Origin of the sequence: Paenibacillus sp. NPDC093718 (genome assembly GCF_050279985.1) — a bacterium.
Lineage (GTDB): Bacteria > Bacillota > Bacilli > Paenibacillales > Paenibacillaceae > Paenibacillus_AQ.
The window spans coordinates 683,073-695,477 of sequence record NZ_JBNNUS010000003.1; the positions used below are offsets into that span (position 1 = coordinate 683,073).

The following is a 12,405-nucleotide window of genomic DNA, read 5'->3' on the forward strand; positions in this document are numbered from 1 at the left end:
GAGGCTCTTGCTTTGTGTTATGCATGGAATGCTGATCATTCTCAATCTTATATTGACACATGTCATATTCTGGAACTACGCTGTGTAAGAGCCGATTTCTTACATAAGATGAAAGATCGCTTTACGAAACCCCTGAATGATCATAAAAGGAAGTGAGTACTTATCATGCAAATTCAATTGAGTAGACCGCCGGATTACAGACCTCCTTATTGGCTGCCGCTTACAACCATCCTCACCGTCATACTCGTTATCTCCCTCATGCTGTGGTTCGAAAAGCCGCCGGAAGCCAGAAATATCGATGCGCCCGCAACCGAGTTCTCTGCCGAACGCGCGATGGCGCATGTCGAGCGCATCGCACAAGAGCCCCATCCGATGGGTTCGCCTGCCAATGCGGAAGTCAGAGCTTACTTGGTGGAACAGATGAAGCAGCTCGGCTTGAACCCGGACGTTCAAGAATTTAATGGCCGCTTGACAACCAAGTACATCGACGCCGACATTCAGCTTACGAACATTCTGGGCGTCATTAAGGGCACCGGATCGGGCAAACCGCTCCTGCTTATGTCCCATTATGACTCGGTCCCTACCGGACCCGGGGCCAATGATGCTTCGGTAAGCGTAGCTTCTTTGCTGGAGACGGCAAGAGCGATCCAAGCCGGACCTGCGCCGCAGAATGACATATGGATTCTCCTGACAGACGGGGAGGAGAGAGGTCTGCTTGGTGCTGAGGTGTTCTTTCAGGACCCGGCACATCGTGAGATTGGCATGATCGCGAATTTTGAAGCCCGGGGTTCAAAGGGTTCGTCCTTCATGTTTCAGACCAGCGACAGCAACAGTCGGATCATTGAAGAATACGCCCGGGCCGTATCCAATCCTGTCAGCAACTCGCTGTTGGTGGACCTCTACAAACAACTGCCGAACGATACCGATCTGACGGTGGCGCTTGAGCATGGTCTCCCGGGACTGAACTTTGCCTATGGCGAAGGGTGGGTGGCCTATCATACCCCGATGGATAACACGGAGAACGTCTCCCTGGAGACGATGCAGCACCAAGGCGAGAACGCGCTCGCCGTTGCAAAACATTTTGGCAATCTCGACTTGACTGACCTAACTTCAACAAGCGACCGTATTTATTTCAATCTATTTGGTCTGCTGGTTCATTACCCTGTAAAATGGGCGATCCCGATCACCCTGGTGTTCACGGCGATATGGCTGGGTTTCGCAATACTATTTGCCCGCATCTCCAGACTCTCCCTCAAGGGAAGTTTGCTCGGCCTGATAACCCCGATTGCAGCCATCGTGCTCTCGGCAGCGCTAAGCTTTGGCCTGTGGTCGCTGGTTGATACGTTATGGGCCGGCAAAATGACGCAGCCCACAGGCGCAACTTATGATTCGCTTCTGTACAGCGTCAGCTTCATCCTGGTAACCTTCATCGTTCATGTTGCGCTCACCCGCTGGATCGTGCGGAAAGCCAATGAAATGGAGATGCTGCTGGCGGGCGGGTTCCTGTTCCTGCTGCTGCTTATCGGCTCAACCTGGTTCCTGCCGGGTGCAAGCTATTTATTTGCGATTCCGCTGCTGGTCCATTACGCGGCACTGGCATGGGCGGCATTTACCCGGGACCCGATCGAATCCTTAAACCATCCGGCTGTCGTACTGGGAACATCCCTGATCCCTGTTCTGATGTTCACTTCGGTCTTTCATATTGTGTTCCTCATGCTGCCGCCAGGGATTCACCTATTCAGCGTGGTACTGATCGGGCTGATTCTTGCCCTAATGTCCCCAGCTATACGAATGCTCGCATATGCCTGGAAATGGGTACTGCCGGCTGCCTTCATCGCCATCATCGTTCTGCTCGCCATCGGCTGGATCCAGGCCGAACCCGGGCCGGATCGGCCGGTTTACGAGAGCTGGTAAGCATTGCAGGTACCCTACCTGTGCTTCAATGATTGAGGGTGTGGGACCCGATAAACGCACCATGATCTCCATGCCAAACAAGCAAACGCGCGAACCGCGTTTGCTTGTTTTTTGGACATTGGATCGGTTTCGCCGTCGTTACTTCACGATATCTTGCCAATGCGAGGGTAGCTCATACGTCTCCAGATGTTTGTATTCCACCAGCTTGACCATACCGCCGGGAATCGTCGGAGCCACTTCAAACACAAGCCGATCCTTTCCAACCGAAATATGGGGACCGACCGTTGGGCTGGCCTCAAGCGTAATAATGAAATGAAAACCGCGGAATCCGTTCACCCGCTTCACTCCGGTCACATCCACAAAGTATGGATAGACCAGCGGCTGCTCCTTCAACGTATGGATATAATGCCCGCGAACCGCCTCATCGACATGAGGAAGCAGAAATAGCATCAGCATATCCTGATATTGCAGCTCCGCACTATCTTTCTTCGGTGAGGAATAGGTCCCCTCGGCATGGGACGGCAGCGGTGAACCCATAACCATAACGACGGCAAGAATTAGGCTGATGAAAGGTTTGTTCATATTTCTCCTTCGCCTCCTGCTACAGCTCTTTATCTTTAGGCTACCCCAACCGATAGGATTGATGTAACACCCGCGAAACGAACGTGCTCCGCGATATAGATTAATCAGGGAACGTGCGATATGATAGGTGGAAGAAACGATATCGTATCGGCATACCTTTCCTTATCACGTTCATTCATCATGCTCTACGGATACAGGGAGGATAACCATCAACATGAAAAAAAGGATTAAAATCATGTCAGCAGCTATCATCGCATTTCTAGTTCTCATTATTGTCGCAGCAAGCTTCTACTTCTATAATGTCGCTATTGCCCGCGCCGACAAGGTCTTTCTGAACGGCAACCCGGACCTGGAAGCCAACTCGAATATCGACAATCCCTTTGCGGACAGCAAGGATTGGTGGGCCCAGCAGAGCTTCGAGGAATGGAATCTTACCTCAGATGACAGTCTGAAGCTGCATGCCTATTATTTACCTGCCAAGGTATCAACGGATAGAACCGTCATCATTGCCCACGGCTACTCCGGTCATTCGGAGCAGATGAGCGGATTCGCCCAAATGTACCATGAGGACCTGGGTTACAACGTGCTTCTACCCGACGCGCGAGGTCATGGACGAAGCGAAGGCGATTACATCGGCTTCGGCTGGCCGGAGCGCAAGGATTATCTGAAATGGATCGATCAAGTCATCGAGCATACGGGTGAAAGCACGCAAGTTGTCCTTCATGGCGTATCCATGGGCGGTGCGACGGTCATGATGACCAGCGGCGAAGAGCTTCCTCCCCAGGTGAAAGCCATTGTGGAGGACTGCGGGTATACCTCGGTCACGGATGAGCTGACCTATCAGCTGAAGCGCATGTATAAGCTGCCGCCCTTCCCGCTGGTTCAATCCACGAGCCTGTTGACCAAGATTCGCGCCGGATACTCCTTCGGCGAAGCATCCGCACTGGAGCAGGTCAAGAAATCCACAACACCAACGCTGTTCATTCATGGCGGCGGCGATTTGTTCGTACCCACCGAGATGGTGTATGAGCTGTACGAGAATGGTCCGGAACACAAGAAGCTGTTCATCGTCCCCGAAGCAGGTCACGGCATGGCGCGCCAGTTCGATCCCGAGGGGTATGACCGCGAAGTGACGGAGTTTATAGGTGCGTATGTGCAATAAGATTGAAAGAAGGGTAAAAAGAGCAGTCCATGCGGACTGCTCTTTCTTAGCGGAATTGTGTTAGGTGATAGTGTACAAGCAGTGCAGGAATTATCATTTACTTGGTAATTCTTGCTCTATTTCTAGAGATCTTGCTGCTCCAACGATGCAGCTCAAATACCCGGCGGATTAATGCGTGGAATGGTGTTCGATGCATCCTGGCTTGAGACCAGACTTTTATCCTCGAATCGTGTGGACAGAACGACAAGCGTCGATGAATGGCCAAACGTGTTGCACGTTTCAAGGAAGGTTTCCAAGCTTTCACTCGTTGCGGTGACGACCTTCAATAAATAATTGTACTCTCCACTCGTCCTGTAGAAATCGACGATCTCCGAAGCCGACTCTGCGTATGCCTCGAACTCCCTGCAGTTATTCGATTTAAACAGTACGAACGCAGTGGTATACTTGCCGAGCTTCGATGGGGCAAGCACTGCACGATACCCCGTTATAACTCCCTGCTCCTCCAGCTTCCGAAGCCGTTCTGTCACGGCTGGCTGGGACATCACGATTAATCGGCTCATCTCGGAGATCGTAATTCGAGCATTTCCATGAAGGATTGATAAGATTTTATTGTCTATGTGATCCATAATCCATGCACCTCATTTTTTAAAGTTAATGGCGTAAGCAACGTAATTATTAAGTTTTTTGACCCCAAACTCCTTTATAACTCCATTTCGATTGTAAAATAATTCAAATATAATTTCATTATGAACCGACAAGGGAGATGGAGAATATGACTACGAAATTACATGAGAGCACAATGATAAATGGGTTACACTTTTTCACGACCATTGATGGAGTTAGAATTGCTTATCGAATTGATGGTCCAGCCGGTAAACCGGTACTTATGCTGGCGAACTCAATTGCAACCACAATGCACATGTGGGACGGCCAAATAGCTGATCTTTCTGAGCATTTCCTCGTGCTTCGCTACGACTATCGGGGACATGGCGAATCGGATACACCTGAGGTTCCCTATTCGTTCGACCGACTGGGACGGGATGTCATTGAACTGCTTGACTCGCTTCACATTGACCGCGTGCATTTCCTTGGGCTATCGTTAGGCGGTGCGGTCGCACAATGGCTTGCGATCCACGCTCCAGAGCGGATCGACCGGCTCGTCCTAAGCAATACGTCCTCTTATCTGGGACCGGCTGAGCAATGGCAAGGTTTAATCACATCTGCGCTGCAACCTGAAAACTTTCCAGAGTTCGCCGATACATTCATTAAAAACTGGTTCCCAACACATATGGTGGAGTCAGAAAACGCGATTGTTACTTCTTTTCGGGAGATGGTGCTGACGACACGCCCACATGGAATCGCAGGAAGCTGGGCTGCTATCCGTGATATGGATATGCGCCTTACGGCTTCCCTGATCAGCAGCCCAACACTCGTCATTAGACGGGCAGTATGATACCGTGACGCTTCCGAGCCACGGTGAATTGATCGCTAAAACGGTGCCGAATTCCACGTTCGTCTTGTTCCACTTAACGAATGTGGGGTATCAATCCGAATTCCTGAGTACTGTGTTGGAGTTTTTTCAGTCGGAATAATAAAGTGAATTACGAGGTGGGTATACGTTGATATCATAAAGAACCAAGTATGGGATCGTATACTTGGTTCTTCTATCATTTCTGGGGCGATTCACTATTCGTTTCGTTTCAAACACATACAAGGTGGCTGTTGAGTTCTTTCTTTCCCGACAGTCTGAGCAGTCCATGTGGACTGCTCTTTTTTAGCGAGGTGAGGGGTAACCTATAGCACCGTTCCCTTTCCTTCAGCGCGCTCGGGTTATATGTTCCCGCAATCCTTTACCGACATATCGATAGGCCTCAATGGTTTCCTAGCGCTGAAGCCCCGGTCTTTTCCCCTCAGCCAGCATACCGTTAATTCTCTCGATTAATTCCGGCAGCTCGTTCATCGTCCGAATCGTAAAGTCCGCCCCGTTACGAATAAACGTCTCTTCGGTTTTCGAGATCGCGGCCTCCCGGTCCGACTCCGACAGGGCATGGAACTCTTCCAAGCTCAGGCCCATTTCGGAGCTGCCGATAGCAACGCCAACCGACCATACGCCTGCGTTCACGCCTTCCTTCACGTCCGAGACGGTATCCCCCACCTTAACGACTTTCCAGGATGCCGATAACCGGAGAGACTCCATATTCCGATAAATCATGTAAGGATAAGGTCTTCCTTGGGAATTCGTGTCATCCGGCGTGAAATAGACATCCGGGCTGTAGCCCTTTTGCCGGGCATTGGCGACCACGACTTCCATCATACTGCTCGTATATCCTGTTGTGGAACCGATCTTCAAGCCTTGACTCTTCAAAACTTCAACCGTCTCGATGACACCCGGGATCGGATCGGTGTACTCGGATAAGGAAGCCATCAAGGCCGGCTCGAATTCGGCGTACAGCCGCTCCACATCCTGCTCATCGAAAGCTCTTCCGTACGTCGCTTCCCATAGCGCCGACACTCTCGGCATGGACAGCATGGCACGAATATGATCGATCTTCAGCATCCCCATCGGCGCTCTCGCTTCATCCATCGTCACTTCAATGCCCGCATTCTTAAAAATATCGACAAACACATTCACCGGTGCAAAGCATCCAAAATCCACAGCCGTTCCGGCCCAGTCCAATATAACGCCTTCGATTCGGCTCATTGTGCCGTCACCCCCATATATTCTTCGATAATATGACATAACTGTTCGATATCCTGCTCATAGATTTCTCCGATATTTCCAATGCGGAAGGTATCCACGTCGGTCAGCTTGCCCGGGTAAATCACATAGCCTCTTTCTTTAATATAAGCGTAAAAGTGCTCGAAGCTAAATCCTTCACTCGGGAATAGGAACGTGGTGATGATCGGGGATTGCTTGTCATCGGCAATATAAGCCTGGATGCCGATTTGCGCCAATCTCTCCCGCAAGAGACGGTTGTTATTCCGGTAACGGCTGAATCTCGCCGATACACCGCCTTCTTCGTTCAGCTCATCCAACGCTTTGGAGAAGGCAGCCACAACGTGGGTCGGCGAGGTATAACGCCATTTGCCGTCCTTGTCCATGCCCTTCCATTGGTCGTGCAGGTCGAGCGACAGGCTGCGCGCAATTCCTTCACAGGCTGCAAGCTTCTCCAGCTTGGCTATCACGAAGCCAAACCCCGGAACGCCCTGAATGCATTTATTCGCGCTGCTGATCAGGTAGTCAATGCCAAGACCCTGAACATCGATTTCCATTCCGCCAAAACTGCTCATCGCATCGATAATGAGGGTCTTGCCGTATTCTCTGGACAACGACGAAACCATCTCCAACGGATTCAGAATCCCGGTTGTCGTCTCGCAATGTACCATCGCGATATGCGTAATGCTCACATCCTTGTCCAGTATGGCTCGCAGCTCATCCTCGCTTGGATGTTCGTCGTAATTCACTCTGTACTCCACATAATTCAGTCCGATATACTCTGCCATTTTCACGATCCGCTCACCATATGCGCCGTTCGTTACGATCAGGACTTTATCATCTTTAGAGATGGTTGACGTCATGACGGCTTCTACGGCAAACGTGCCGCTTCCCTGCATCAGCACGGCGGTGTACCGCTCTTGATCCGCCCCGGCGAGTGCCAGGAGCTGCGATCTGATTTTTTGCGTAATCGATTTATATTCATCATCCCATGTACAGCGGTCAAAGAGCATCTCCTCTTTCACCGTCTTGGTTGTCGTCAAAGGTCCTGGGGTCAAAAGCTTGTAGGTATTCATTTCACATCGCTCCTATGCTGGGCTTATTCTTTGGATCCGTTGAAGAATTGCTGATGCTCTTCCAGCAGCTCGACGGTCAGCGGCTTCTCAAAGGTCATCGAGTACGCAGGTTTGTTGACTTCATCCACGGTCTCCCCTTCGTACAGGGCCACCGGATAGTTCACGATCAGGTCTTTTCTGGCATCCTTCACGATGGTCTCGGCCATTTTCATCGCTAAATCCGTCGTGGCATTCTTCTTGTCCACCACCGCAACCGACTCGGTCAGCGAGAAGTTTCCTTCGACCGGATCCACGTAATCAATCGGTGCACCGTCAGCTTTGGCCGCTACCGCCTGATGGCGGAGTCCGAAGCCCGCAGCCACTTCTCCAGCCTGCACTTTTTTGATTGGACCGGAGCCCGAGCTCTCCAGATGCGGTCCCACATTGGCAATCAGATCATGGAGCACTTGGCGTCCCGCATTTTCGCCGTATTGGTTAATAATCGCCTGAACCAGCAGCCAACCGGTGGAGGAATCCATAATGTTCGGAATCGATACGAGTCCGCTGAATTCCGGTTTGGTCAGGTCCGTGATGGAGGTTGGCATCGGCAACCCTTTGTCTTTCAGCACCTGCGTATTCACGAAGATGGCACCGGTATTCGCCAGAATCGGCGTGTAGTATTTCGGATAAGTTCCGACAGCGCCCGCGTCAAAAGCCAAATCCTTAAACATGGAGTGCTTGGTCTGCGAGCTTTCGATAAAGTACGAGCTCATCGTGACGAGATCCGCCTCGATTTTGTTCCCCTCAGCCATCAGTTTCCCGCCAAGCTCGGATGTACCCATGGATTGCACGAGATACTGTCCTTCGTAACCGGCATTCTTCAACGATGTTTCCATTGCGGCGACGGCCTCTTCATCCCCGTTAGTATAGATGACTACCTTCTTGGCTTCCCCCGCGCTTCCGCTGCCGCAGGCAGCAAGAGTAAACACCATACTAATTGCGATTAATGACAGCAGCATTCCCTTAAGCGTCTTCATCATGATTAACTCCACTCCTTGAATTTGTATTGGTATTAAGTAATAGGTTCAGTGCTTGATGTCCGCTGCGATACCCGTATCGTACCTCCGATCGCTGTTATCTTCGGATTTCTCTGATTGGAATGAATCCACTGTAGAAATCCACAGACAAAGGCGGACGCATACGCTTCTCCAATACGATTCGTTCTCTCCGCTCGGTGTTCGAGTATGTTTTTTACCAGCCGCATATCCGGCATCGCAACGGACTTGAACGTAATGGCGGCTTTAGCGCTGCGCCGTTCTCCTCTGCAATGCGTCGCATACCAGCTTGATGATCAGATTCGTGAAGAAGATCAGCATCGACAGCACGAAGATCTCATTAAACTTGGCGAAATGCTGCAGCTCTTTGATTTTGCTGGCTACAAGCGACGTCTGGGCAGATACAAGAAAGATAATGCCGCTGATCGTCACCATAGCGTTGATGAAATAGTAGCTGAACATCTCAATGACGGTTGAAGCCGAGTTTGGCAGGATCACCCGGTAAACGGTCTTGAACCAGCTGTCCCCGAGCAGTTCTCCCGTGGTTTCCCATGAGGGATTCATTTTGGACAGGGAGTTCTTGGCCATCAGATACGGCGTCGTAAAGAAATGAACGATATTGCACAGAACGATAATGATGAAGGTTCCCTTCAGGCTGCTTCCATTAAAGAAGAGCAGGTAGGATATCCCCAGCACCATGCCGGGCACCGTATTCGTGATCATCGATACCATATCCACCGTGGACCGGGCTTTTAACGACGTACGCACATTCAGCAGCGCTGATCCATATGCCATCAAGGTGCCGAACAGCGCCGTCAGCAAGGCGACCCAGAGCGAATTGCGGTATACCCCCGTCAAATCGCTCGATTGAAAGACATTCCGTACATGCTTAAGCGTAAACGTCAGGTCATAGGGGTAGCTGCTCAGCCATGGCGCAATGAACATCACGGCAAAAACCGATAGCATGCCAAGCACAATGACCGATGACATTATGCCGAAGGCGATATCCCGAATGCGCTGCCGCGGCAGCACGATATCCGACAGCTTGTCATAATGGAAATTCCATTTTTCCAGGTAGTTCAGCAGCCAGATGCCGAACACGGCGGGGATCAGCATCATCACCGCAATGACAGCGCCTTGGTTGAAGTCCGGAATGGAGCCCAGCATCACCTGGTACAGCTGCGTTGCCACGACCGGATAGGTACCGCCAACCGAAGCCGGAATGCCAAAATCCGTAAAGCTTAAGATAAAGGAAAGCACAAAGGCTCCCCCAAGCGCTCCCGCGAGGGGGCGCAAAATCGTATTCAGGAAACTTCTCATCGTACCGTCACCCATTAACTTGGAGACGATGATGAACTTTTTATCGATGTACTTAAACGCGTTATGGATCAGCAGGAATACTGGAGGCAGCGTGTAAATGACGTAGCCTATGAGCAGTCCGTTCCATCCGTAGATTTCAAACAAATTGCGCCCGGCAAGCCGGGTGATCAATCCCTGATTACCGAACGAATACATAATGGCGAACCCATATGTAATGGTCGGGAGCAGCATGGGGATGATGATGACGGTTTTCAGCAGGCCTTTAACAGGCCGGTATATTTTGGTGCAATGAATGGAATAGGCGAGTGTAAACCCCAGGACGGTTGTGATCACCGCCGTGATGCCCGATATCTTCACGCTGTTGCCAATCGCTGTGATGAATTCCCGATTCAACCCTATGGATACATAATGCCCGAGAGTAAACCCCTGATTGGATTCGAAGGAACGGATTAGCAGGATGAGCAGCGGCAAGAACAGAAACACGGCGAACAATAACAGAATGGCGGTAAAGATAATCCGCATTTCCGGCTTCACGTTATGCATACTGCTCACCGAACAGGTTGTAGATGTTCTGCCTTTTGATGTGCAGCTGCTTGATAATAAACTGCTTCACAAAATCATTGCTCGGATGATGGACAATCTCCTGGGGTGTGCCGAATTGGGCAATCTGTCCCTGATGGATAATCAGGATTTTGTCCGAGAGCGTCAGCGCCTCCTCCGGGTCATGCGTCACAATGATCGTGGTCAATTTGAATTCTCTGGCAATCGATTGAATCCGCTGCTTGATCGACTCCTTGATCACGCCGTCCAGCGCGCTGAGCGGCTCGTCGAGCAGCAGGATTTTCGGTTTCGTGACCAGCGTTCTGGCCAGGGCCACTCTCTGCTTCTGCCCCCCCGACAATTCGCCGATCCGCTTGTTCAAGTGAGGCTGAAGCTCCAGGAAATCGATATACTCCTGAACCTCCTGCTGACTCACGCTCCCCTTCTTGTTGCGCAGGCCGTATACGATATTGTCGTAGGCATTCAGATTGGGAAATAAGGCATAGTCCTGAAAAACGATATTAAACCCCCGCTTCTTCATCGGCACGTTGGTAAGATCTTGATCCTGGAACACGATTTTTCCCTGATCCATCCGGGTGAGTCCCAAAATAATATTCAGTAATGTGGTCTTCCCGCTGCCGCTCGGACCGAGCAGCGACACGATCTCGCCCGAACCGATTTCTACGTTGATGTCATCCAAAACCACTTTATCGTCGAATTGTTTGCTAATATGCTCTAGCTTCAGCAAACGGCTCACCTCCCTTAAACACATCCTCAGTATAGAAACCATATGTAAATAAGAATCATGAGAACTGTTAAATGTAAGTAAATTATGCATATATCATTCATAAATTAACACCAACTATTGACCATATTCATCCTTATTAGATGCCTAACTTACGAATAATATAGGTAATTCTATTGAACATGGCCGAGCGAATCGGTAAACTAGACATGAATGCAGGCACCAACTACTAATGCGGATTGAATGGGTGAGCGAATGTTTCCACTGGAGAGGCAAAAGAAAATACTTGAGCTGCTTACGATTCGAAAAGTGCTGAAGATCACGGAGCTAACGGAAGAACTGAACGTTTCGGTGGATACTTTGCGCCGGGATTTGAACACCCTGACCAAGCAGGGGCGGATCGAGAAGATATACGGCGGGGTTAAGCTCGTGGAGTCCCGATTCGGCGAATCGTCCATGGATGAGCGCATGGTCAGCCAGCTGGAAGAGAAGGACCGGATCGCCCGCAAATGCAGCGAATTCGTCCATGACGGTGATTGCATCTACATCGACAGCGGCTCGACTACGTATCAGATGGCCAAATACGTGAAGCATAAGAAGAAGCTGACGGTGGTTACCAATTCGCTGCCGGTTGCAATTGAGCTGATGGACAGCGATGTGGAACTGATTATGATCGGCGGCAAAATCCGGCGCGAGGAGCAATCCGTCGTCGCGTATGAATACATCTTCAACTTTCATGAGCTGAATGTGCTGAAGGCGTTTATCTGCTGCAGCGGCATCACCATCGAAAAAGGCATTTCCGACTACAATCTGGAAGAAGCCATTACGCGCAAAAAAATGATTGAGCTGTCCAAAGAGGTGGTTGTCATGGCGGACAGCACCAAGTTTGGCAAAGACGTCACCATTTCCATCGCATCTCTCGACAAAATCGATACCATCGTAACGGATGCGAACGTCTCTGCAAGCTTCATTCCAAAGTTCAAAAAAACCAATACAACGCTAGTCATTGCGGATGAATAGAATAAAAGACCAAAAAAAACGGACGTTCCCCATCGCTGAATTGTTAGCGATGAGAATGTCCGTTTTGGTTTCACGCAGGTACACACCCGTATTAACTTTTAATTTATATGTGCCAAGCCCTTTCGAATCTCTTGCAGCAGTATCATTTTCTCTTCTTCACTAATCCCGTCTTTACCGTCTACATGAAGGCTCAAGCCCTCTTGTAAGCGGTTGTATATTAGAAGGGAAGTCCATATAATGAATACTGAAATGGGAAACAGGATGTTTTTTCTAATCATGTGAGACACCATGCAGGT

11 protein-coding genes are annotated in these 12,405 nt (G+C 50.2%); 4 read left to right on the forward strand and 7 right to left on the reverse strand.

Annotated elements, in window-relative coordinates; all coding sequences use genetic code 11:
- The first annotated feature begins 165 nt into the window (after window positions 1–165).
- Entirely contained in the window at window positions 166–1,914 is a 1,749-nt protein-coding gene (locus ACQKPA_RS12910; protein ID WP_427492730.1) for a M28 family peptidase, read from the forward strand.
- Between the two features lie 138 nt (window positions 1,915–2,052).
- On the opposite strand, the gene ACQKPA_RS12915 is transcribed toward ACQKPA_RS12910, so the two are convergent.
- Window positions 2,053–2,496, reverse strand: a complete 444-nt coding sequence (locus ACQKPA_RS12915) for a DUF3888 domain-containing protein (protein ID WP_427492732.1) — start codon at window positions 2,494–2,496, stop codon at window positions 2,053–2,055.
- 214 nt (window positions 2,497–2,710) lie between these two features.
- Here ACQKPA_RS12915 and ACQKPA_RS12920 point away from each other — a divergent pair, with 214 nt between their 5' ends.
- Window positions 2,711–3,658, forward strand: coding sequence for an alpha/beta hydrolase (locus tag ACQKPA_RS12920; RefSeq protein ID WP_427492734.1), 948 nt, complete (start codon window positions 2,711–2,713; stop codon window positions 3,656–3,658).
- A 152-nt stretch (window positions 3,659–3,810) separates the two neighbouring features.
- Here ACQKPA_RS12920 and ACQKPA_RS12925 read toward each other — a convergent pair whose 3' ends face one another.
- A complete protein-coding gene (locus ACQKPA_RS12925; RefSeq protein ID WP_427492736.1) occupies window positions 3,811–4,284 on the reverse strand; it encodes an Lrp/AsnC family transcriptional regulator in 474 nt (157 codons plus the stop codon).
- 173 nt (window positions 4,285–4,457) lie between these two features.
- Between ACQKPA_RS12925 and ACQKPA_RS12930 the strand changes: the two genes are divergently transcribed.
- Window positions 4,458–5,111 carry an alpha/beta fold hydrolase gene (locus ACQKPA_RS12930; RefSeq protein WP_427492738.1) on the forward strand — a complete coding sequence of 218 codons (654 nt, stop codon included), beginning with the start codon at window positions 4,458–4,460 and terminating at the stop codon, window positions 5,109–5,111.
- A 429-nt stretch (window positions 5,112–5,540) separates the two neighbouring features.
- On the opposite strand, the gene phnX is transcribed toward ACQKPA_RS12930, so the two are convergent.
- The 5 genes from phnX to ACQKPA_RS12955 form a co-directional block, all read right to left on the reverse strand.
- Window positions 5,541–6,359, reverse strand: coding sequence for a phosphonoacetaldehyde hydrolase (phnX, locus tag ACQKPA_RS12935; protein WP_427492740.1), 819 nt, complete (start codon window positions 6,357–6,359; stop codon window positions 5,541–5,543).
- Window positions 6,356–7,450, reverse strand: a complete 1,095-nt coding sequence (gene phnW / locus ACQKPA_RS12940; protein ID WP_427492742.1) for a 2-aminoethylphosphonate--pyruvate transaminase — start codon at window positions 7,448–7,450, stop codon at window positions 6,356–6,358. The genes phnX and phnW overlap by 4 nt, the downstream gene beginning before the upstream one ends.
- Window positions 7,451–7,473: 23 nt before the next feature.
- Window positions 7,474–8,469 (reverse strand): extracellular solute-binding protein, encoded by a 996-nt coding sequence (locus tag ACQKPA_RS12945; protein ID WP_427492744.1) that lies wholly within the window; start codon window positions 8,467–8,469, stop codon window positions 7,474–7,476.
- Window positions 8,470–8,730: 261 nt separating this feature from the next.
- Window positions 8,731–10,347, reverse strand: a complete 1,617-nt coding sequence (locus ACQKPA_RS12950; protein WP_427492746.1) for an ABC transporter permease subunit — start codon at window positions 10,345–10,347, stop codon at window positions 8,731–8,733.
- On the reverse strand, window positions 10,340–11,092 hold the full coding sequence (locus tag ACQKPA_RS12955; protein ID WP_427492748.1) for an ABC transporter ATP-binding protein: 753 nt from the start codon (window positions 11,090–11,092) through the stop codon (window positions 10,340–10,342). Before ACQKPA_RS12955 ends, ACQKPA_RS12950 begins: the two co-directional genes overlap by 8 nt.
- A 252-nt stretch (window positions 11,093–11,344) precedes the next feature.
- Between ACQKPA_RS12955 and ACQKPA_RS12960 the strand changes: the two genes are divergently transcribed.
- Complete coding sequence (locus ACQKPA_RS12960) at window positions 11,345–12,109, forward strand: DeoR/GlpR family DNA-binding transcription regulator (protein WP_427492807.1); 765 nt, start codon at window positions 11,345–11,347, stop codon at window positions 12,107–12,109.
- Window positions 12,110–12,405 lie beyond the last annotated feature (296 nt).